Here is a 21,956-nt window from a genome sequence, read left to right as displayed (position 1 = left end):
GCAGCGCCGAAGAAACCACTGGCGCGACACCGGTAAACCGCCAAGTTCACCCCGGAGTCGCGCCACACAAGTCGCAATGCAAAGCCACGGGGCTTAACAGAGGAGCGCGTGCAGCCGCAGTATTCCACGGCTCGTGCGCCCCTGTCTATCGCATTGTCTTCGGCGTTCTACGGGGATCGCCGATGACCGAAGGCAATGCCGGTGGCATGCTGCCCACGGGCCGTTTCTTCCTGTGCGCCCGCTGCCGCACGCAGGTGTTCATTTGCCGCCGATGTGATCGAGGCCAGATCTATTGCGCCGGCGGCTGTGCGCAAGCAGCCCGGCGCGCCAGCTTGCGCGAAGCGGCTCAACGTTACCAGCGCTCTCGCCGCGGGCGTCTTGCCCATGCGCAGCGCGCCCGTCGCTATCGGGCGCAACGCAATAAAGTGACGCATCACGGTTCACCTGCGACGGCGCCCAGTGCTCTACTGCCAGCGGACTCGATGCACGCCGCTGGCACTCATCGTCGCGTCACAACCTCGGTACCGGCGACGAAGCATTGCCACCTATGCGGCTGTGCCTGTTCGCCGTTCGTGCGCCTTGGCCCGTTGCGCCGTCGAGCTCCTCATTGCATCTACCGATTCCGAGGAGGCTCTGACGGTGACGATTGACGCTGAACTCGAAGCCCATATCCTGCGGCTCTACCACGTCGAGAAGTGGCGCTGCGGCACGATCGCGCAGCAACTGCACGTGCATCGCGGGACTGTCAAACGTGTGCTCGCACAGGCTGGCCTACCGCGCCACGGTCCGGCGCCGCGCTCTTCGATGATCGAGCCGTACCTGCCGTTCATTCGCCAGACGCTCGAGAAGTACCCAACGCTTACCGCCAGCCGCCTGTACGGCATGGTGCGCGAGCGCGGCTATCAAGGTGGCCCCACGCACTTCCGGCATCTGATCTCGCTGCATCGGCCACGCCCGGCTGCCGAAGCGTATCTGCGGTTGCGCACCTTGCCCGGCGAACAGATGCAATGCGACTGGGGGCACTTCGGCCACCTGCAAATTGGCCGCGCGCGCCGGCCCTTGATGGCCTTCGTGATGGTGCTCTCGTACTCGCGCGACCTGTATCTGCGCTTCTTCCTCGACGCGCGCATGGAGAACTTCCTGCGCGGTCATATCGGCGCCTTCACCCGCTGGGGCGGGCTCGGCAGGGTCATCCTCTACGATAACCTCAAGAGCGCCGTGCTCGAACGCCAGGGGGACGCCATTCGTTTCCACCCGACGCTGCTCGCCTTCGCCGCGCACTATCGCTTCGAACCGAGACCGGTGGCGATTGCGCGCGGCAACGAGAAGGGCCGCGTCGAGCGTGCAATTCGTCATGTCCGCGACGCGTTCTTCGCGGCCAGGCAGTTCACCGATCTGGACGATCTGAATGCGCAAGCCGAGCACTGGTGCCGCACGCAGGCAGCCGATCGCCCGTGCCCGGAGGATCGAGCGATCAGTGTGCGCCAGGCGTTTGCCCAGGAGCAGCCGATGCTGCTTGCGCTACCGAAGAACCCGTATCCTGTTGAGGAAACGCTCGCCGTCAAGGTCGGGAAGACGCCCTATGTACGCTTCGATCTAAACGACTACTCGATCCCGCACACGCACGTGCGGCGCACGCTCACGGTACGCGCCGATCTCGAGCAGGTACGCGTGCTGGACGGTGCCGATGTCATTGCGCGTCACGATCGCAGCTACGACCGCGGCGCGCAAATCGAAGAGCCGGTTCACATCAAGACACTCGTCGGCGTCAAACGCGAGGCTCGCCATCATCGTGGCATGGATCGCCTGGCCAGGGCCGCCCCCGCCAGTCAGGATCTGCTGCGCGGCGCGGCCGAACGCGGTGCGAACCTGGGCACCATCACGGCAGCGCTGCTGCGCATGCTCGATCGCTACGGCGCCGCGCAATTGCAGGCCGCGATCGGCGATGCGCTCGAAAGCGGTGTGCCCCACCCGAATGCCGTGCGCCTGGCGCTGGAGCGCCGTCGCGAAGCGCGTCAATTACCCCCGCCGCTGGCCGTGTGCCTACCGCCGCACGTGCGCCAGAAGGACGCGCCGGTTCAACCCCACCGGCTCGATACCTACGATCAACTTGCTGGAGGTCCCGATGAGCTCGCTTGAATCATTACGTATGCGTGCGCAGGAATTACGTTTGCACGGGCTGCTTGCCCACTGGCCCGAGGTTGCGCATGAACCGTGGGTCGCGCCGCTGGTGCAGTGGGAGGAAGACGAACGGGCGCGCCGATCACTCGAGCGGCGCATCAAGGATGCGCATCTGGGTGGCTTCAAGGCGTTGTGCGACTTCGACTGGAGTTGGCCGTCGCGGTGTGATCGCGGCGCCATCGAAGATCTGATGACACTCGGGTTCCTGAAGGACGCCGCGAACGTCGTGCTCATCGGCCCAAACGGCGTGGGCAAGTCGACACTGGCGAAGAACGTCGCGCATCAGGCACTCGTGCATGGACACACGGTGCTGTTCACCACCGCCGGCAATATGCTGGGCGAACTCGCTGCGCTCGATAGCGATTCAACGCTGCGCCGGCGCCTGCATCGCTATGCTGCGCCCGACGTCCTTGTAATCGACGAGGTCGGCTACCTCTCGTACTCGAATCGCCACGCCGATCTGCTGTTCGAGCTGATCAGCCGGAGATACCAGAACAACAGCACCATCGTTACATCGAATCGACCGTTTGCCGAATGGCACGAGGTGTTCCCGAACGCCGCCTGTGTCGTGTCGCTCGTCGATCGCCTCGTGCATCACGCCGAGGTCATCCCGATCGAAGGCGAATCGTATCGCTTGAAGGAAGCGCGTGAACGGGCCGACAAACGCGCCCGCCAGCGCAGTCCCGGTAAATCCGCCAAAGGAGGCGAGTCCTCATGAAAGCCCCGCCGCTGCCTTCCGGCCGCACCCGCGGCTTAAGCTTCATCGTCCCCGCGGACTGGACGCCCGAACAGGCGCTCGCCGTGTTTGAACTGCTCGACGACCTGCGTGAAGTGATCTGCGCACGCTATCTGTCCGACATGCAGCAGGTCCTGCGCCAAGATCGCCGGCAACGCGAGCCGCCGTTCAACGAGCACGACCCGCCGTTCTGATCAACGCTGCGCATACAACGAAAGGGGCCCGCGCGGCCCCTTTGTACTTGAGTGAACCGCTCAGCCTTGCGCCGTCGTTTAGCGTCGCTTTTACACCGGCGCTAACATGACGCGACGCGGCTCAGGCAGACGCCCAATATGAACGGTTTTGGCACGCAGGAGCCGTTCCGGTCAAATGTCGACCCGTTTGACGCCTATCGTGCGGCTCCTGAGCGTGGCAAGGACCTGAAGGCGAAAGTTTCCGTACCGTTGGAGACCCTCGTATTGGGTGGCGAAATCGAAGTGAGGCTTAACGGCCTCGCGACCTGCGCCGCATGCGCCGGTCACGGCCGGCTCGACGGCTACTCGGGGTGCGACCGGTGCGGAGGCAGAGGCTACACTGAAGCGGGCTCTGTGTGCCGAAAGTGTGGCGGCGCCGGTGTACTGGTCCGGCCGAAGTGCTACCTCTGTCGCGGCACAGGCATGACGAAGCAGAAGCAGACGCTCTCCATCAAAGTGCGCGCCGGCACGCCATCGAATGCGACACTGCGGGTACGCGGCACGGGCGAGCCGAGCCCGCATGGCGGTCCGCGCGGCGACTTGCTTGTCACCTTTAGCGTTAAGCCGCATAAGCTCTATAAGCTCTCAGGCCTCACGCTCACAGCCAACATCACGGTCGACTTCGTAACTGCACTGCTCGGCGGCACCGCGCAATGCGAAATCTTTGGTCGCACGGTCAGGGCGGCGATTCCAGCGGGAACACGTGCAGGACGGCTTATCACTGTGGCCGGGGAAGGCTTGAAGCACCCGAGGACTGGCGAATGCGGTGACCTGAAGCTGCGTGTGGTTCTGGACCTGCCGGAGGGCGCACGCAAGCTTACGAAGGAACACAAGGAAATCCTCAAATCAATGTTCGAGGCGGCGGCCGCGCGCAGTTGAACGCCGTTTGCTGCAAACAGGGAATGGCATGCTCACTCGGGCGCCACCTGCAACGCGGTGGCAACCTGGCTGTTCCGCGAATTCATTGCGACTAGGTGGTACGTGCCTACGCCTCACCTTTTTGCGCACGACCACCGATGACGTACACAGGCCGTAAGACATGCCTGCGCAGCAGCAGCCGCACGACATAACCGAGGCTAACGTTCGATAGCTGTGCGAGCTCGGCGACTGACATCAAATCGAGTTTGTGCAGTCCCTGTACTAGCGCTGTCCATCGACGTGCATTGCGAGACGTATCATCAACAGCCTTGGTTCCCGAGGTTACTCCACAGACTAAAGGATATAAATACGAGATATCTGTCCCATGCTGTCAGTGAACTGAAACACATTCAGTCGGCCGGCTCTGACGTCAAGCAAAAGCCGCTCAACGTCCACAATAGCGTGCGCAAGGGACGGATTGTATTCAACTTCGGACATCAGGTCCTGCCTTCTCTCGAGAAGGCGTTCAATTGCGCTGGCGCGGGAGACAAGAATTTGCTCCATCGACAACCGCCAATCAGCTAGAGCGAGTACCGGCTAACGCTGCACCGGCAGACCACTCGGGTTGGAGGCGCGAACCACCTCAAAACAATTCTCTTCTGCCCCACTTCGACGCCCCCTCACGCGCGCACCATGGGCATAAAGCGACAACGTTGATGCCCCTTCCGGAAAGCTTAGACGACGTTCGAAGTCACTGGAAAGTATTCATGTAGACAGGTTGCCAGGCCGAGGTAACTCTGCCCCGTCCGACGCTCGCAACAACCTCGTGCGATGCCTGTATTTCATTCGCCGTTCGAGGAAGCTGGCGCGAGACACCAATGGCGAAGTTCTTCAGGACATCACCGACTGGATACCCGTAGCGGTCGTCATTTACCTTGAAGTCATCGAGCCTCATCCGAGCCACTTGGACCGCCTATCGGATTGTGGCTGATAGCGAACCCGTGGACGTGGATGAATTGGACCGGACGGGCGCGGTATTCGTGGCTCGTCCGATGGTCCACCGGCACACGAACGGCACATTGCCCTCTTGTCTACTGCAGGCAAGCGGTCAACCCGAGATGCTGGCCATAGTTTGAATGACCTGTCTCGCATTGCTTCGCCGTCGCCTGAGGGAGTCTTTCGTTCTTGAACCAGCCCGTCTCGAGGAGGTGGTCCACGCACATGTAATGGAACGCTCGCACAAACGGTGCGCGGAAGTCGAGTCGGGGATTCTCAGAAAACATGGTTGCGGCTGACTCGGCAAAGAGCACCACCGGGAAGTTCACGTCACACGTTGAGCAAGCGTCTGCGACCAACTTGAGATAGATATCCGCTCAAGCCAGTCAGTGCCGCCTCCATTTGCGGCCCCAGCCAGATTCGCTCCGTTTCGAGACGTTTGCGATTGTGAGGCAACGACCACTAACAGACTTTGCGAGAAGTTGAGAGGCAACCAGATAGGTGAGGAGTTCGGCTCTCGCTCGAAGGTCCAGATTCAGGGGTTGGGGCATGGCGTTGTCATCGTCGCTAAAAACAAGATGTCCTGCCGCGCAGGCCTAACAGGCAGAGCCTCACCACCACAAAACGAGCCAATCACTGCCGTACAGCGAGCGCACAAATGACTCTGTACGAAGCGCTAGCGGCTCTAGCCTATAACCATTCGACCTCTTCATGTGCCTCACGACGACTAATCCGCCGCGCATTTTTTCTATTTGTTTGTCGCTCAATTTCATTGAGTTCGTGCACGAACTCAAGCAACGTATTACGTTGATGTTCCGTCAGACACGGCGTTTCAAGGCGTTCGTTCAGCCGGTTGCGCCAATATTCAACAAGCATCATTTCCGGCGCACATTGGACCACGGTCGCACGCATAACCCGGCCGATATGCATGATGTCACGCTCGACAACTGGATTCATCTTCGCCCCCGGAATCTGTTAATCCTCGTTCCCCGCGGGACGCTTAGCGCCTCTTGCTTAAACGTACACAATTGAGAGTTTCGATGCAATCTGCCGTTAACGAAAGCTAACGATAGCTTCATGATTAGAACGAGAATTTGGCAATTTCTCTGCCCACTCACATCGAAAACGGAATCGATGTCCCGGTAACAAGGTCGCAAGCTGCAGGCATTGGACCATTTTGCCATCAGGGCGGCCGCCTGAGTGCCACCATGCAGAAGTTGAATAGGTAGTACGTCGCATGCAAACGGCATGAGTTGCTCCCAACCTGGGACTATTAAGTGTATTGCGAGGGCAAGGCGCTCCTTCACTGCCCCGGGCTGACGGCGACAAATAGCCCGCTCACAGAGACAATGCGCCCTGGCGTCCAATTCCTCAGCTTTTCGAACCGGTTCCGGCCAACCAAATTCGTCAATTATTGCTGCATCGCACACTCCTGAGCAAAAGTTCGTCAGGGGTTCCTATCGGCACACTGCCTTGCAACCGGGGTTTCCCTGGATGACGCCTGTACTTCAATGTCGGCGGGCCTGTCGGGGATGCTCACACACCACGCATAACACTTGAGCGCAACAAGCGATTGACATTTTCACTCCGACCTCTAGAATGGGATTTCGCTGCATCGCAACAACGCTTCCTACTCGCGGCTCGCCGTTCGATATTCCGTTCAGCGGACTTCTGGACATTTCGCATATGGAGTTTGTGATGAGCAGTCTCGACCTCGAGCAATCCATCGCCGCGCAGAAAGCCAGCCTTGAAGCAATGTTCGGTATCCTGAGCAAAGCTTTCGTGAGCATTGAAAAGCTCGCCAGTCTGAACCTGCGGGCATTCAAAACAATCCTCGCTGAACATCAGGAAGTCGCAGCCAGGGCGTTATTGTCCAAAAACCCGCAGGAGTTGCTTTCGCTGGCGGCGCAACCTGCAGTAGAAAAAGCGCAGTCGTACTGGCAGCATGTGTACGAAATCATGTCCAGCACCCTGGCCGATTTCACCGAGACTTTTGAAACGCAGTTCAAACGACACCAGCACGACTGGCAAGCGTTCGTTGAAAACCTCGCGAAGTACGCGCCCGCTGGAAGCGAGGCCGCCGTGTCCGCATGGAAGACCGCCATCGACACTACCAGTGCGACGTTTGAAACTGCCCGGAAGACCACAAGGCAGGCGGGGCAGATTGTTGAAAGCAACGTCAGCGCCGCGCCTGACACTGCGACCCGCTCGACCAGGCGGGGCATTGAACAAGCCGAAGCCGTTGAGAAGGAGTAGCCCTGCTGGCGTCGGCCATGGCCTTCAGATGTTTAAGGCGAGCCCGCTCTTTTTTCGAGTGTTCTTTTCTGGCGACTACCTGTGCGCCGCGGACGTCGCGACGACGCTGCCGGCCTCAGCGTGGCACGTTTTGGGGTCCGCCCTTGCCGAAATATCCGGTTTCAGAACTCACAAGCTTGTGGCCATCTTCGCGGTCGTGGACGACGTTAAAGGGATGACAGCGGGAATCCGCGACTAGGCCGACGCCTTCTCGAGTTCGTGACTCGACTGCGACGTGTCGACGCGGAGCGTCTTGCTGGACCTTCGTCGATGTCAACCGAAGAAGTCAGGTGCCCGCACGGAAATTATCCGCCTTCGGTGATGGCCTGAACCAGGTCTACCGCGTGGGCCTCGGACTTGCTGGAACTGAATATGAAGAACGCAAATCACTGGTCACTTCGGTATCAGGTGGAAAAATGGCTTGCGCCGGCTTCCACTTCACTTGTTCACGTGACCGAATTCGGTCGGACACGCTGGGGCCGGACACGTTATGTCTGCGTCGAGACGTCATCATCTGTCGGTGTGCGCGTGCTGTTCTTCTTTCGGCACGATGACGGCACCTGGCACGTGTTTCCGCCTGCCGTCGACAGGCGGAAGTCGACCGCGGAACCCGTTGCGGCGTGAGACGCCAAAGTTCGAGCTCCATACATCCGCATTTTGTTAGCAATTCCGGTGGACGGGCCTGACTCGCAAGAGGAAGCAACAGACGCGCGTACCAAAGCCATCGTCAGTAATCTTGCCCGTTAAACGCCACGAGGATTACTTGTGCGCCAGTCACAGAGGAAGCAGCGTCCGTAAGCGTGAACGTGATATCGCGTTGCACCTTACGCCTCTACGTCTTGTTGCATCCGTCAGCGAGCGGTTGCCGGAGACGTCGCCCCGAATCGCGACCCAATCAACTTGGGTGGCTTGTCGAGCGTAAGCCGAGCCTTGGAGTCGGTCAGTTCAGGGGCGCTCTATCGCGTGGCCACGGGAGGTTTAACATGAAACTAGACGTCACGACGTTCCGGCAACTGCGCCGTCTCGCTCCGATTCTCGATGACGTACTCAACACAGGCGAGGTCGAGCACGCAGGACAGGCCGTGGACCTTGCTTCCATTGCTCAGTTATGCTTACTGTTGTTCAACGCGTACCACGACCAACACCCGGTCGAGATTGCGCGCGGACCGGGACAGTTGTGAGATAAAGCGACCGCTGCCTAAAACGAATCATGCCGTCCAATATAAGAGCCATTCTCTACAGATGTCTTTAACTTCTTCGCCTTTCGAAGACTTCATTGAGACATCAAAGCCATCAAATTGGATGGAAGTCTTTTTATGGGCATAGCCGTCTCACGAAACGCGCGGCGTGTCGCAACAAGGCTTTACTCACTCACATCGTCTCAGATAGCAGCAGAAACAGCCATCATCCACGTACCGATACTGTTCAACGCTACCGTGGAAATCAAGGTTCGGGTCTTGCATTCTTCTGGTCGATGACAGTGCCGATGCCCACGGAAGCTCTGGCGATGCCGCTGGCGCTGGACACCTGCTTACCTTTCGGTCCCTGCTTTACTTCCAACGTGGCGTTCCCGTTTTCCTGCCGCGGCTCTGGCGCGACGACAAACTGTGCCGCTTTCGATAGGCCATTAACCATCCGCGTGGACGTTTGCGATAGTTCACGTTATTTCACCGCTACTAATCCGCTACCGAACGCGGCGTCTGCTGTCACCCGACCGGAAGCTCAACCACGGACTTGCCCTGCAGCGAACACAGCGCCCAGCGATTACGTCTGACTGTAGAAGCCTGTTGCTTAACTTTTGCTGCGCATGTTTCTCTTCATACGAATCATGGGCTTGGGCCAATTGCCCGTACGATTATCCACAGGCTTATCCACCTTTTCGGTGCACAACTCTTCATACATATTGCGCCTTGATACCATGAGTCCCGTGCAGCCACCTGTCGGCGCTTTGGCGGGTTCACGCCGGCAGAGCGAGTCGCGAAACGCGACCCTTGCTGCGCATGTCTCTCTTCATGCGAGTCAAATGCGCGTGCTCATTGCCGAAGATTATCCACAGGCTCATCCACTTTCCCGCTGCACAACTCTTCACACGTAAGCAACGATAACTTCGGCTCGGTGGTTATCCCGCGGTTCGCCAGAACGCGCTACGGACATCACCACATCGTCGCGACGTCGGAGTTTCGAAGGCATGGAAACACCACTCCTGCAGTCCTATTCTGGAAGAGCAGCACTGCGTAGGCGCAACAGGGACCTTTCCCGCACCGGCCACTTTGCCACATTGGCCATCCGGCATGGATGTCGAGGGGCGGTTGGCCCTGTGACCGGAGGGGCCAGACGATAATGCGGTCGGCGCCGGCTGGAGCTCGGTACGGTGCCAAACACTTCAGGTGTCCATACGGTGTCAGTGCTGGAGTTGCCTGACGAACATGCTGACGCTTTCTTTGCCCGCATACTCGACGACGAGCAAGGCGCCATAGCGAGGTGTGAGGGAGATGCCAACTTTGAAGGAAGACGCATTCAGCGCATTTGAGCGCCAGGGCTGGGAACAGCTGGCCCGGTCGTATCACTGGTACTACGCCGATTTGACGACACAGGCGACTGATGCGCTGCTCGCCGCACTGGATGTGCGCAAGGGCATTCGCTTCCTCGACGTCGCGTCCGGACCCGGCTATCTTGCAGCTGCGGCCGCGGTGCGCGGTGCCAATGTCGTTGGCATTGACTTCGCACCGGCCATGGTCGAACTAGCGGCACGCCTTAACCCAGGGGTCACCTTCAAGGTGGGCAGTGCAGAAGACCTGCCGTTCGCCGACAGGAGCTTCGACGCGGTTGGCAGCAATTTCGGGATGCACCATTTCGCCCGCCCCGAGACCGCACTTGCAGAGGCATTTCGCGTCCTGCGGCCAGGCGGCCGGATTGCCTTCACCGTCTGGGCGAGCCGCGACCAGGCAGTCGGGTTAGACATGGTGCTCAAAGCCATTGAGGCGCATGGCGAAACGGACGTCGCCCTGCCGGAAGGCCCGCCGTTTTTTCGGTTCAGCGACTGGGGCGAGTGCTCGCGCGTGCTGCTCGAAGCGGGCTTTGCAGAGCCCAGGGGCCAGGAGGTGCCTCAGACCTGGTCTATCCGCGCGCCAGAGACACCCCTCCACGCGCTGATGCGCGGCTGCGTGAGGGTGGCCGCCATTCTGAATGCGCAAACACCCGAGGCCCTGGCACTGATTGAGAAGGCGGTCTCGGAAAGCGCGGCCCCGTACCGGGTCGACGACGAGGTTCGGGTGCCGATGCCCGCCGTGCTTGCTTCTGCGCGAAAGCGCTAGGGGTTATCTGCCCGGAAGACCGCGGCCGTCGCCCGAATTCGAATGGTCGCTCGCGGTGCGGCGTTCGCTGCCGGTCGGCCTGGACGCGCTTGTCGCGCGCATTTCGGGCGTCCCTCACTCGCGTCACAACCTCCTCTCAAGGCACTCTGGCATCGGGTTTTGGACGCACGACCACGCTTTCCTGCACCGTCGGCTCACTGCGGGCGACGACTCCTGAAAGCGACGGGCACATCATTGGTCGCCCTCGCGGTCACGCTGTTGGTCACGAGTTGTGGAGGCTGCGACAGTGCAGGTGCGTATGGTTCGGCAGCCACCAGGGATTCGGCTTCGTCGACGCCGGCAAACGGGGGATAGGACGTCTTAGGGCGCCGACGCCCATCCCTGCCGTGAGGCCCATGTCGTCATTTCAGCAGGCACCTTATCCAATGGCGGCATCAAAATAATTGCAGGAAATCTTGTCTCGACGCACTCCGGCTCCTTGCCGGCACCGCGGTCAACCTGTCGCTACTCCATCCGTCGTTCCAACCCACAATGGTGGCTCAGCGCAGCAACGCCAGGACTGGTCTATTTCACAGCAGCACGCTCCTTCTTTCGCAGCGACTCCGATAGTGAGTCTGACGAGACGCACGCTTCCAACGCCACGATGGCTTTCCTCGCGACCGCCAACGTTTCCTCACATACAGCCAGTTCCTCTGACTGGGGACAACCACCGTGTGCACTTACTTGTGCAACCGCACTTCGTGCCTTTCTGAGAGCACCATCCGGAGACCCAGCGTCTCTAATCAGAGCGGCGATATTGAAGACAGTGCCTGAGGGCAGTGAGACGTACTCCGGGCATGCGCATTCGGCAGCGTTCCCGGCCAACAGTAGCGCCGCGAACATCCCCGGGGCAAGCACGGGAGGGCGATTGACACGACCCAGAATGGCTTTCACGATTCGCCTCCTTTAAATGCCGTCGTCGCTCATGTTGTTCAAGGCGGTTGTACTACATTGAACGCCACTACTCCGCGAGCCAATTCTGCGTATTCGCCCACGCCACTACATATTTGAAGACTGCCCATCGCCTGCCCACCTGTGACTATCGTCGAGAGGGCTGCGTAATCCTGGCCAACAGACATCAAGAGATTTGCGGCACCAGACGCGGAACCGAACGTCAACTCTATCCGCCGACGGTTGTATCCGTAATTCCATGGGGTTAGGGTCCACCAACAGAGATTTGATATGTCACGTCCTCCAGGAAGCCGGGAACGGCCCCTTCAACATGGACTGTATGTAGTCCCGGAGAAAGCGGCTTTATCATCAGCCAATATCCGTCACTAACCGAATACCCCATACCAGCGCGCGTGCTATCGGTTTCGGCAGTAAACCAGTTTCTCTCTGGAATATTGAAAAAGAACAGAGGCGACTGCACCCGGAAGGGGCTTGGCGTTCGCGTCAATGCGCTCACCGGTACGCCGTCTACCGACGCTTTCAAACTGCTCGGAATTATCATGTTCGCCAGGGTCTTGGCGCAAACCCTACAGCTTGTATCGTCGGTGCATGGACTCGGGATGAATTGAGGCGACGGTTCGAGGTTCGAGCACTCAGCGGTAAGCAAAGGCACCATAATATAACGACCGGTGGGCACTTTACATTGCTCAACGACGCCATCGCTCGGTGTGCCAAGAGCCGGTTCCGCCAGGAACCAGACCGGTCCAGATTGATTAGCGCTGCAGTGCTGTCCGGTGGAGTAAAACGTCGGGTTGGGCAAGTTGTTCCCGAAGGGAAGCGCCAGCATCCATCCCCACCAAGCTGCAGACCACTGGCCGTATGTCATCCCTTCAACGACTTGCTGCGGTGGCACCACTTCCGGATTCTGGCTTTGCGCGCATGCGGTCCTGCTAATGGACACCAGGACCATGCCGATGATGAGAGAGGTGAGCCCGAGGCGCCAATGTATCCCGTGACGGTCCATTTGTTATCTCCTTCAATTTGGCCTTCGCATTCGCGATGTTCGACCATCGATGCGAAGCAAAGCTGGCTCGGTCTAATTCAAACCTTCGAGGAGAATGGATAGCAACGCTGCGCCATTCTTTGATTTAAGGTGCTCTCAGATGATTGAGCAAAAATCTGCTGAAATTGACGTCGACAACACCATATTGAACGCGTTACGTTAGTTGTAGTAGCTGTACGCCCTGAAGGAAAGTTTACGACGTCTTGTTTAATCTGGCCGTATTCGTCACATCAAAATCAAATTCAGTTTCAGCGTCGCCAGGGCGCGACACGCGCACCCACTTCGGGCTTCCCTCGCTCGCGTCAAGACCTCCCCTCAAGGCACTGTGGCATCGAGTTCCGGACGCATGACCACGCTTTCCTTCGCCGTCGGCTCATTGCGGGCTACGACGAAGACGGCGGAGGTCGGACTGCGGTTAACGGCGACATGGGGAACGCTCGCAGGGGTGAAGATGTAATCGCCAGGGTGCGCCACTTGCCGGTCTTCAAGTTCTTCCCCCGTATAGAACTCGATTTCGTCGCCGCTTAGCATGTAATGCGCGGTGTCATGGCGTTCGTGGATATGGGCCCTGGTTCTGCCTCCGGGCGGGACGGACACCGCGCCGAGGTAGAGGACCTCGGAGCCCACCGTCTCCTTGCTGATACCGGGGGCGTGCACGGAGCCCTGTTGGGACGTGTAGCTGGCGCCACCGCGAACGACACGGCACACTTTCGCCTTGGGTGAGACTTCCATTTCGCACCTCCGGTAATCAACCCACCTATCCCTCAAGCCATGCTAATCACTATAGGCGACGTCAGCCCCGTCCTGAAGGGCGGACGCTCCAGTCTCCGGACCACATGCGGTACCCAGATGCTCGACGAACTGGAGGGCTTTGCGTCCGCGTAGCGGGACTCGCCGAGGCGCGCGAGTTTGGCGGCTCCGACCCGATGCGTCAATGCGGCGCCAGTTCGTTTGACGTGCGACCGTGGCTGACTCCCCACTGCCCGGCGGGCACCCGTCGCACGCCGCCATTCAATTCGAGCGCAACCGGTTCGCCGCACGAATCGCAGTTTGCCTGTTCACCTTCGTGCAAATCATCCACCTCGCCTCAACTTAGACGACGAGCTGTCAGTCGATGCGCTGGGACGCTGCGCCACTGGCCCCACTGAAAAATGAGAACAATTCGCTTTACCTCGCGCTGCCTCACGGGTTTGGGCTTGCATGGATACGGACTACCAGAACCATCTCTCGAAGACGTCTGTTGTCTATGCAACATAGGTTGTCTCGCAGTGCCTGGCAGGAAACGGTCGACAAGCATGCCCTTCCCCCAAGGATGGAAGCGCCGCGGGATGTGGCGTTCTGACAGTTTTACGACGGCGCGAGCGACAGACACGGATTTGTGTGCAGGGTGTCACATACGGTGACCGCGATATTGGGCATTCTTTCCTGAAGAAAAGGGGAAACGACACAGGTCGAGGCCCGAATATGAGCGCAGTAGCACTGCTGCCGCAATTGGGGGGACTATGAATTCAAATCAAGAAGCTGCGCGATGTGTCAGAATTGGTAACTGCGCGCCAGTTAGCTGGTGGATGACTGACCGGGACGTCCTGGCGATGTTTCCAGGAGAGGAAACGCGATTACATGCGCCGATGCGCCATAGAAGGCCCAAAAGCCTCGCGTCCTTCGCCATTTCTAAAATCACGGTCGGAGCCTGGGAATGTACCGCTCACTTCTTTTTCGGATGCGACGCCCTGTTGAACGAAATAATAGTTATACCGCTTGACCAGAATCCTGTCGGCTGCTTCGAATCATGGCTCATGCTTCTTGCCGCGGCCTATGGCCGCGCGGAACAGCAGTCAACTTCCAACGACCTCGCAGTCTGGCACTTGCCGGGTACGACAGTCCGGCTCCAAAGGATAGATGCAACCGCACTCGGCATGCCTCTGGTCAGCATTCGATACCAACGACGCACGTAAAACATCGCCGAAAGTGTGTTGAAGCGAGACCGGATATCTGGCCAAAGGCCACCGATTTATCTGCTGTCGTCCCGTGCTTGCGCAGCTTCGCTTGGAATCTGAAACAAGTTGCTTGGCGCCTCGTATGCCGGAGGAGTCTCGGCATATAACCAGGCGCCGGGGCGCGGCCTGGACGGTACCAGGTGAGACGGTCTGCGTGCTCGATGCCTGACGCTGCGCGCCCTGGCGCTTCAACGCGCGATTGTGACGACATTGCTCTGCGAATCGTACATCACCCCAGTCGGCCCATCAGAGATGGGAATGACGCCCATCTGCTGCGTTGAATCAATGAGGGTTCCACTCGTCACGTTTGCCTGGAGGCCGAACCGCACGGTGTGAATCCGTGTAGCCGGGCTGGTCGGAATCGTCGGCGTTCTAGGTACTTTCGACTTGAAGAGGAAGCACAATTGGCTGGCGTCGCGTGGGCACGCGCTTGGGTCGACAACCACGGGTTAGACATTACTGTGATTACAAGGCGATGCGACGCTCCTACCCAGAGGGGCGCCAATATTTTGACAGTGACAGCATCTAATATGCAGAACCGAGTGGGAGGTATAAGGTCGATTCGCTACAGATGTCTTTATCTTCCTCTCTTCTGGACGAGGACTTCGTTTAGACGTCAAGCCATCAAGTGGATGTGACTCTTTTTAGCGGGTTTGAGTGCAGCGCGTAGCGCTCCATCAATCAGCGCAGTTGGTGAAACGCCTCCCGGCAGGCAATGTCGGCTGCTCTATAGATGCCGGCGAGTCGACAGTCGCTCGCGACGCATTCGAAACTACTGTCTTCGAAGGTAATGATGAAATGGCGAAGGGCAATCGCACGAGGAGCATTCGGCCACCACTCGGCAACAAGAGTCGAATAAAGGACCTCATAGGCGCCGCTACAGCATAAGCCCTTTGCATGCAGGACATGTCGGCTCACCTCTTCATTGTTGGGTGGCCCGAGGCTTTGGAACACAGCGGCGTCGAAACGCACGAGACAAAACGGCGCTTCATTTCGAGCGAGAGAGTTATATCGGTGAGGCTCGGACGGTGCAATGCGGTAGACAAGCATGGCTCGACCTTCGTCGGCAATGACAGATGGGTCAGTCGAGACAGGCGCCGGCCTCGGAACCGAATCAAGGCGCACCAGAGTTTCACCTCTGTCGCGTGCAAATGAAGTTACCAGGTCGGGTTGCATCGAGCGTCGGCGCCATTTGTCTAAAAAATGACAGTAGGCTCAGCGAAAAGCCACGAAACTCGCGGTATTCCGATATCAACTGTCGCCATCTGAATTTTAGCGAAGTACCCTTGGCAATGAGAGGCTACAGGGTCGCCAGTAGCCGCCAAAAACTTGTCATTGCAGGACGGACTTTCGTCGTATGAACAGGCACAACGTGTGCTCGCACGAAGATGCCGCGTCAATGAGAGTCTGCAATTTCACCAGTCGACGCTGTGAGTACGGACTACCAAGACACAACTCTGATAAAAGCCGACATGAGAATCCCGAACCGATGCACGCAGCCTTATGGCATGGGCCGCACAAACGTGTTGCGGGTGTCCGGAAAAGTAGACCTTTGAGCGGTCTTTGTGTGCGGCTATCCAAGACGTCCTCCCAAAAAACCGTATCCCGATATTCCTTCGACCAATGGGGGCAGTGCCCACTGCCATACCAGCAGCAGTGTGGACCAAGCCGTGTGTGTGCTTACTTGCACTGTTACCATGAAACCGTATATACCGTTTTTGCAGTCACGGTAGATGTATTCACCTGCCCTACCTACGCTTCGCATGCGTCAGGTCCCAAATCTTTATCCAAGCGGGGCAACATTTCTTGAAGACCTTCGCAAGCTGGCTACGAAGTCACAGCAGTTCAACGTGGATACCAGGTGTGTTTCGGGTCGGCGTCATCCAGTTCATCTCCTATTCCTTGCTGACGAACGCGATGTACGCTTTACGAAAACAGGGATATCACTATCGCTACGCGGTGCAGGACCGGCACACGGAATATCGGGTCGAGATGCTGAGGGGGCGCGCTAGATTGCGTTATCGGCCGTATATCGCACGAACACTCCGCGAGTTGCAACAGGAGATTCTTTACACGCAGCGTGCCGCTTTCGTTGCGGTTTGACGCATGAATCTCGCCGCACGGCGGAGAGTCGCACTCGGTGACCTTGCGGATGCTCACTGGTTCCTTCCCCCTCGTCCCACTCCATCGCGTAGCGCAATCGAAGAGATTTTCATTCGGCAAGACGCGATAGCTCCGGAGCCCGTCGTGGAGACCTCGTCCGTCGCGGCAATGAAAACCTTGCTTGAGAGCGATTCGCAGGGAGTGACTATCTTCCCTGAAGAGTTGGCGACAGGCATCTCTGGCGTTGGTGCCCGCGTGATTTTGCCGCTGGAGCTCAACCTGAGGTTGCCCTCAGTTAGCTTGTTAGCCCTGAGAGATAGAGCGGGCAAGGCTCTGTCGACATACTATTGGGGCTTTACGAGGGTTAGCGGGCTAACGACCCTGGTCAGCGACAGGGCATCGTCCGTCGGCAGCGCCGCATTGTCGGGGAGCGCGAGCGGACACGGTTGCAATCCGCGCCCGTCGAGAAGGCTCGCAATGACTTCTAGAAGAAGCTGATGAAAGCCGGCTTACGAAAAAACAAGTCCCATGACAATGAGCGGAAGAAACGATTGTCGGAAGCAAGGAAAACGGCTACCTCATCCTTACGTTAAAAGAAAGCTACGCCATGGCGCCCATTGCAATGTGCTCCCGAATTTCATCAAGTTCGCGCATGAGTCCTGCAACCCAGTACCGTTGATTGTTGGTTAGATGAGGCAACTCATAAAGCTCGGTTAGAACAACCAAACACAACCAAGCCGTCCGCGTCACGAATGCAAAACGCCAGCGCAAAGGCATACCAAAACGGACCGCTTGCGCAGCAAAAATCAAATCACACCACCTCATCCCATTGCGGCGCAAACACAGGACTCACGAGCCGCTCGCCCTTCGGCAACGCAGCAATGACCGCGCGGTCTTCATCGTCAAGTCGCACATCAAGCGACGCCAAGTTCGAAGTCTGATTCGCCGCGCCACTCGCCTTCGGCACAGCAGCAACATTCGACTGCTCAAGCAGCCAGGCCAGAGCGACCTGCGTCGGCAGCACACCATGCTTGCGCGCAACATCAACGATCGCAGGAATCTCCGACACACGATTACGCACAAGCGGGCTATACGCCGTCAGCGCCATCTCGTGCTGCCGCGCGAAATCCAGCAGCTTCGACTGACCGAGCGTCACGTGATACTCGACCTGTATCGCCGCGAGCGGCGCGCCGATCGTCTCGACCGCCTCACGCAACAGCGGCAACGGGAAGTTGGCAACACCGATCGCCCGCGCAAGCCCGCGCTCCTTCAGCCCGACGAGCGCATCGATCGAGCGGCGCAGATCCATCTCCTGCGTGGGCCAATGAATCAGGAACAGATCCACGTACTCGCTGCGCAAGTCTCGCAACGAACGCTCGCATGACGCGCGCAGCGCCTGCGGTTCGAGCTGATCCCACCAGACCTTGCTGGTCACGTGGATCTGCTCGCGCGGCACCGGCGACGCAGCGAGCGCGGCGCCGACGGCATCTTCGTTCCCGTAGCCAGCTGCCGTGTCGATATGTCGATAGCCGAGTTCGATAGCCTGAACGACTGCGCGGGTGCAGTCTTCGCCGACCATCGGCCAGGTGCCGAGACCGAGCTTCGGCATGTCGAGGCCGTGTCGATTGACGATGTGTTCCAAGCGTTGTTTCTCCATCATTGATACGGGTGTCAAGATCGTTGAGCGTCGAAGCCGAAAAGGCGTCGCGGCGTTTCCCACTGAATCTGATGCCGGGTTTCCGCGTCGGGAACAATCTGCTCAAACAGCGTCAGCAGCGGCCCATAGTCGAGCCGTTCCGGCGCGCGCAGGAACGGCCAGTCCGAACCCCACACGCAGCGTTGCGGGCCGAAGGCGCCAAGCAGCGCGTGCGCGTAGGGCCACGCGTCCTCATAGGGATGCGCGTTGCGCGAGTACTTTTGCCAGCCCGACAGCTTGACGCTTGCGCGCGCGGAATCCGCAAGCCGCAGGAGCGCCTGGAAGCCCGGTTGAGCGACGCCCGCTTCGATATCGGGCCGCCCGCCGTGGTCAATCAGAATCTGCGCTTCCTGCTGCGCGAGCCACGGCGCCAGCGCGACCAGTTGATCGCCGTACACCTGAATCTGCGCAAACATCCCGAGGTCAGCCAGCAGTGCAAACAGCGCACCTGCATCGCGTACGAGTTCGACGCCTTCCATCGCCGGGTTGAATGCGACCCCAACCACGCCCGCGCGACGCAGCGCAACAAGCTCGTCTCGGCCGATATCGTTATCGACCACCGCGATGCCGCGAAAGCGTTCCTGGTACGTATCCAATGCGTCGAGCAGGCAACGGTTATCGGTCCGGTAGCCGCTCGTAGGCCCGACCAGCAGCGCATGCCGCACACCATACGCGTCCATCACGTGAACGAACTGCGCGGCCGTGCCGATCTCCTGCTGTGCCGGCCGATACGCGGTGTCGTTCCGGTAGGGGAAGCGAACGGGATCGAAGATATGGCAGTGGCAGTCGATCTTGTCTTCGTCGAATACGCTCATCTCAGGTTCCCTATGCAGGCCATCGTGTGTGCTGCGCGCAGCAGCGCAAATCGCGGCCCGGCAATACTAATCGGTTGCCGGGCCGCTGTCGTATGCCGTGTTTAGGCTACCCTATAACCTTTGGTTAATCTCTGCACGGATACGGAACAACGATGCGTTTCAAGCTGCGACAGATGGAAGTGTTCCGCGCGGTGATGCTGACGGGTTCGATCAACGCGGCGGCGAAGATGCTGTACGTCTCGCAGCCCGCCGTCAGCAAACTGGTCGCGCACACCGAGACGACGCTCGGACTGCGGCTGTTCGAGCGCGCGAAGGGCCGGCTCATTCCGACGGCCGAAGCGCAGGCGCTGTATCGCGAGGTCGAGCAGGTTTATCAATCGGCGTTGCGCGTCGATGAGTTCGCGCGGGCGCTCGCGCTTGGCCCGGCCAGCCTGTTGCGCGTCGCGTGCAGCCCTTCGCTTGCGCCTGGCGTCGTCGCGCCCGCCATCGTCGAACTGAAGCGGCAGTTGCCGGGGCTCAGCGTCGACTGGCATACCACGCTAATGGCCGACTTGCCACTCGAATTGCTGAGCAAGTCCGTCGACGTCGCAATCACGTCGCTGCCAATCGAGCATGAACATCTGGAGGCCGTGCCGTTCATGCGCGGGCGAATGGTGTGCGCGTTGCCGCCGGGCCATCCGCTCGCCGCCCGCGAACGGATCGCGCTCGCAGACCTGGAGCAAGAGCCGATGATTCTTTTCCGGCGCGACATCCCGTTCGGCACGATCATCGTGCGCGCATGCCAGCAGGCCAATGTCGAACTGACATCCGTGGTCGACGTCACGCGCGCCGATCAGGCGCTCGCACTCGTGCGCGGCGGACTCGGACTGGCGATCGTCGACGAGTTCGCGGCGGGCGATAGCGACTGCATCGTGCGTCAGCTCGTCGAGGATCTGGAGATGGTATCGACGTTCGTCTATTCAAAGTTCTCCCCACCGTCGCGCAGCGCGACCGTGCTGATGCAAGCCGTCTGCCGGCGCGCAGACGAACTCGGCAGACGCGCCCGTTGAGCCTCGAACTCAATTCCCGAATGGTGTCGTGAGTTCCGTCTCGTTCGTATCGACCACGAAGACGGCGAGAAGCTTCGCCGGCTTCGTCTTGCTCGCATTCGCGCTGACGCCATGGCGGTCGCCGGGCAGTTCGGAAAAGTTCTGCCCGGCCTTGTAGACCGTCACAGGTCCATCATTGACCTGACTGCGGATCGCACCCTCGAGCACGGTCGCATAGATAAACGCGGACTTCGCGTGCGTATGACCGGCCGAATAGCCGCCCGGACCATACTCGACCAGCACGCCCTTGATGCTCTTGCCCGGAACGTTCGGCAGTTCGTGCTGATAGACGAGCGTCACCTTGGCGCTCTTTTCTTTTGGTATCTGCGCAAGCACGCTGCTAAATGGCAAGCTCGCGATGAGCAGCGAACAGAAGATACGTTTCATGTCACACCTGTTGTTAGTTTGAAGGATGCGCAATCAGGCTTTGCTCTGCGAGCGGCGAAACCATTCGTCGAAACCGATCTTGCCAAGGCGCGCCTCGCCGAGCGGCACGAGCGAAAGATCTCCGACCAGGCCGCCGAAGTAACGGGCCTCGGGGTCGCGCACGACTTCGCGCGGATCGCCGGCCGCTTTCAGATATCGGGCGACGATTTCGTCGAACGGCGCGCGCTCCGGTCCCGCAATATCGATGATGCCGTTGCGCGGCGCGGCGAGCGCGACATCCGCGACGATCGCGGCGACGTCATCGGCCGCGATAGGCTGGAACATGCCTGGCGAGAGCCGGACAGCGTTCCCTTGCATGCCTGAATCGGCGATGCCGCCAAGGAATTCGAGGAACTGGGTCGAGCGGACGATCGTGTAGGGAACACCGGAAGACTCGATCAGCTTCTCCTGCGCGACCTTCGCGCGAAAGTAGCCGTTCTCGGGCGTGCGATCGGTTCCGACGATGGACAGCGCGACATGGTGCCGGACGCCCGCTTCCGCCTCGGCCGTGCGAAGGTTGCGGGCGGATGTTTCGAAAAATTCCAGCACCGCCTTGTCTTCGAATGAAGGCGAATTAGACAGGTCGATGACTACCTGCGCGCCTGTCAGGCACGCTTTGAGCCCTTCACCTGTGATGGTGTTGACGCCGCTTCGGGGCGAAGCGGCGACGACATCGTGACCCGCCTGACGCAGAATAGCGGCCGTCTTCGAGCCGATCAGGCCCGTGCCGCCAATGATAACGATCTTCATGAGTCACCCTCCATCGTCGATCGTTGCAGGACTTTCAACCGTTCGAACTCAACCGCTCGTTCAGTGGCCCGAATCCGGGTTGCACCGCGCCAGATGGCCGCAGCTGGCGGGCTGTGTCCATGCTGGGTGGGCTGGATTGCCCATCGCCATAGTGGTCCCGGATACGCCGCCGTAGTCGGTGGTGCTGGACGTGGTCGTGGTTGCAGCCGGTTGCGCATTCTGTTGGGCCGGCATGCCTTGAGCGTGCGCCACGCCCGTCAGAGAGAGCGCAACGGCGCACGCTGCCGAAAGGATGAATCGTGTCTTCATGATTTGACTCCTTCAATACGACATCAGGTTTTGGAACCTGCAGCTGCGTTGGCTTCGTCACAGCCGATGCAGCGACAAGCAGTGCTAGACAGGCACTGCTCGCGATTCCCCACGCGGCCGGAACGAGCCGTTGCACGGCTGCGCGCCTGGCCTGCTGCGTGGTTTA

19 protein-coding genes are annotated in these 21,956 nt (G+C 59.4%); 9 read left to right on the top strand and 10 right to left on the bottom strand.

Features of this window, described 5'->3' with window-relative positions; genetic code table 11:
- Positions 1 to 167: 167 nt before the first annotated feature.
- Positions 168 to 434 (bottom strand): hypothetical protein, encoded by a 267-nt coding sequence (locus H1204_RS37600; protein ID WP_180729654.1) that lies wholly within the window; start codon positions 432 to 434, stop codon positions 168 to 170.
- Between the two features lie 205 nt (positions 435 to 639).
- Between H1204_RS37600 and istA the strand changes: the two genes are divergently transcribed.
- The 4 genes from istA (at position 640) to H1204_RS37580 (ending at position 4,029) form a co-directional block, all read left to right on the top strand.
- Positions 640 to 2,139 carry an IS21 family transposase gene (gene istA, locus H1204_RS37595; RefSeq protein ID WP_180732285.1) on the top strand — a complete coding sequence of 500 codons (1,500 nt, stop codon included), beginning with the start codon at positions 640 to 642 and terminating at the stop codon, positions 2,137 to 2,139.
- The gene (gene istB, locus H1204_RS37590) at positions 2,126 to 2,899 is read left to right on the top strand and encodes an IS21-like element helper ATPase IstB (protein WP_180732286.1); all 774 of its coding nucleotides are present in this window, start codon (positions 2,126 to 2,128) and stop codon (positions 2,897 to 2,899) included. The genes istA and istB overlap by 14 nt, the downstream gene beginning before the upstream one ends.
- Positions 2,896 to 3,111 (top strand): hypothetical protein, encoded by a 216-nt coding sequence (locus H1204_RS37585; protein ID WP_180729656.1) that lies wholly within the window; start codon positions 2,896 to 2,898, stop codon positions 3,109 to 3,111. The genes istB and H1204_RS37585 overlap by 4 nt, the downstream gene beginning before the upstream one ends.
- A gap of 138 nt (positions 3,112 to 3,249) precedes the next feature.
- The gene (locus H1204_RS37580; protein WP_180733758.1) at positions 3,250 to 4,029 is read left to right on the top strand and encodes a J domain-containing protein; all 780 of its coding nucleotides are present in this window, start codon (positions 3,250 to 3,252) and stop codon (positions 4,027 to 4,029) included.
- A 1,665-nt stretch (positions 4,030 to 5,694) separates the two neighbouring features.
- On the opposite strand, the gene H1204_RS37575 is transcribed toward H1204_RS37580, so the two are convergent.
- Entirely contained in the window at positions 5,695 to 5,961 is a 267-nt protein-coding gene (locus H1204_RS37575; protein WP_180733757.1) for a hypothetical protein, read from the bottom strand.
- 741 nt (positions 5,962 to 6,702) lie between these two features.
- Between H1204_RS37575 and H1204_RS37570 the strand changes: the two genes are divergently transcribed.
- The 4 genes from H1204_RS37570 to H1204_RS37560 all read left to right on the top strand — a co-directional run bounded on the left by H1204_RS37570 (position 6,703) and on the right by H1204_RS37560 (position 10,613).
- Complete coding sequence (locus H1204_RS37570) at positions 6,703 to 7,260, top strand: phasin family protein (RefSeq protein WP_180733756.1); 558 nt, start codon at positions 6,703 to 6,705, stop codon at positions 7,258 to 7,260.
- A gap of 411 nt (positions 7,261 to 7,671) precedes the next feature.
- Positions 7,672 to 7,923, top strand: coding sequence for a hypothetical protein (locus tag H1204_RS51875; protein WP_243468842.1), 252 nt, complete (start codon positions 7,672 to 7,674; stop codon positions 7,921 to 7,923).
- Positions 7,924 to 8,282: 359 nt separating this feature from the next.
- Positions 8,283 to 8,480, top strand: coding sequence for a hypothetical protein (locus tag H1204_RS37565; protein WP_180733755.1), 198 nt, complete (start codon positions 8,283 to 8,285; stop codon positions 8,478 to 8,480).
- A gap of 1,320 nt (positions 8,481 to 9,800) precedes the next feature.
- On the top strand, positions 9,801 to 10,613 hold the full coding sequence (locus tag H1204_RS37560; RefSeq protein ID WP_180733754.1) for a class I SAM-dependent methyltransferase: 813 nt from the start codon (positions 9,801 to 9,803) through the stop codon (positions 10,611 to 10,613).
- A gap of 1,195 nt (positions 10,614 to 11,808) precedes the next feature.
- On the opposite strand, the gene H1204_RS37555 is transcribed toward H1204_RS37560, so the two are convergent.
- From H1204_RS37555 to H1204_RS37530, 5 genes are all read right to left on the bottom strand, one after another.
- The gene (locus H1204_RS37555; protein WP_180733753.1) at positions 11,809 to 12,567 is read right to left on the bottom strand and encodes a hypothetical protein; all 759 of its coding nucleotides are present in this window, start codon (positions 12,565 to 12,567) and stop codon (positions 11,809 to 11,811) included.
- Positions 12,568 to 12,921: 354 nt separating this feature from the next.
- Complete coding sequence (locus H1204_RS37550; RefSeq protein ID WP_180733752.1) at positions 12,922 to 13,338, bottom strand: cupin domain-containing protein; 417 nt, start codon at positions 13,336 to 13,338, stop codon at positions 12,922 to 12,924.
- A gap of 1,946 nt (positions 13,339 to 15,284) precedes the next feature.
- Positions 15,285 to 15,779, bottom strand: a complete 495-nt coding sequence (locus H1204_RS37545) for a hypothetical protein (protein ID WP_180733751.1) — start codon at positions 15,777 to 15,779, stop codon at positions 15,285 to 15,287.
- 1,738 nt (positions 15,780 to 17,517) lie between these two features.
- Complete coding sequence (locus H1204_RS37535) at positions 17,518 to 18,348, bottom strand: aldo/keto reductase (protein WP_180733749.1); 831 nt, start codon at positions 18,346 to 18,348, stop codon at positions 17,518 to 17,520.
- Between the two features lie 29 nt (positions 18,349 to 18,377).
- On the bottom strand, positions 18,378 to 19,217 hold the full coding sequence (locus H1204_RS37530; protein WP_180733748.1) for an amidohydrolase family protein: 840 nt from the start codon (positions 19,215 to 19,217) through the stop codon (positions 18,378 to 18,380).
- Between the two features lie 152 nt (positions 19,218 to 19,369).
- Here H1204_RS37530 and H1204_RS37525 point away from each other — a divergent pair, with 152 nt between their 5' ends.
- Positions 19,370 to 20,266, top strand: coding sequence for a LysR family transcriptional regulator (locus tag H1204_RS37525; protein ID WP_180733747.1), 897 nt, complete (start codon positions 19,370 to 19,372; stop codon positions 20,264 to 20,266).
- 9 nt (positions 20,267 to 20,275) lie between these two features.
- Here the strand turns inward: H1204_RS37525 and H1204_RS37520 are convergent, their stop codons facing one another.
- From H1204_RS37520 to H1204_RS37510, 3 genes are read right to left on the bottom strand one after another with little or no spacing between them, the layout of a single operon-like run.
- Positions 20,276 to 20,692 carry a cupin domain-containing protein gene (locus H1204_RS37520; protein ID WP_180733746.1) on the bottom strand — a complete coding sequence of 139 codons (417 nt, stop codon included), beginning with the start codon at positions 20,690 to 20,692 and terminating at the stop codon, positions 20,276 to 20,278.
- Between the two features lie 33 nt (positions 20,693 to 20,725).
- Positions 20,726 to 21,481: an SDR family oxidoreductase gene (locus H1204_RS37515; protein ID WP_180733745.1), complete on the bottom strand. Its 756-nt coding sequence runs from the start codon at positions 21,479 to 21,481 to the stop codon at positions 20,726 to 20,728.
- A 60-nt stretch (positions 21,482 to 21,541) separates the two neighbouring features.
- The gene (locus H1204_RS37510; protein WP_180733744.1) at positions 21,542 to 21,790 is read right to left on the bottom strand and encodes a hypothetical protein; all 249 of its coding nucleotides are present in this window, start codon (positions 21,788 to 21,790) and stop codon (positions 21,542 to 21,544) included.
- Positions 21,791 to 21,956: the final 166 nt, after the last annotated feature.

This window comes from Paraburkholderia sp. PGU19, assembly GCF_013426915.1.
GTDB lineage: Bacteria > Pseudomonadota > Gammaproteobacteria > Burkholderiales > Burkholderiaceae > Paraburkholderia.
This window is presented reverse-complemented; position numbering and strand designations above follow the sequence as displayed.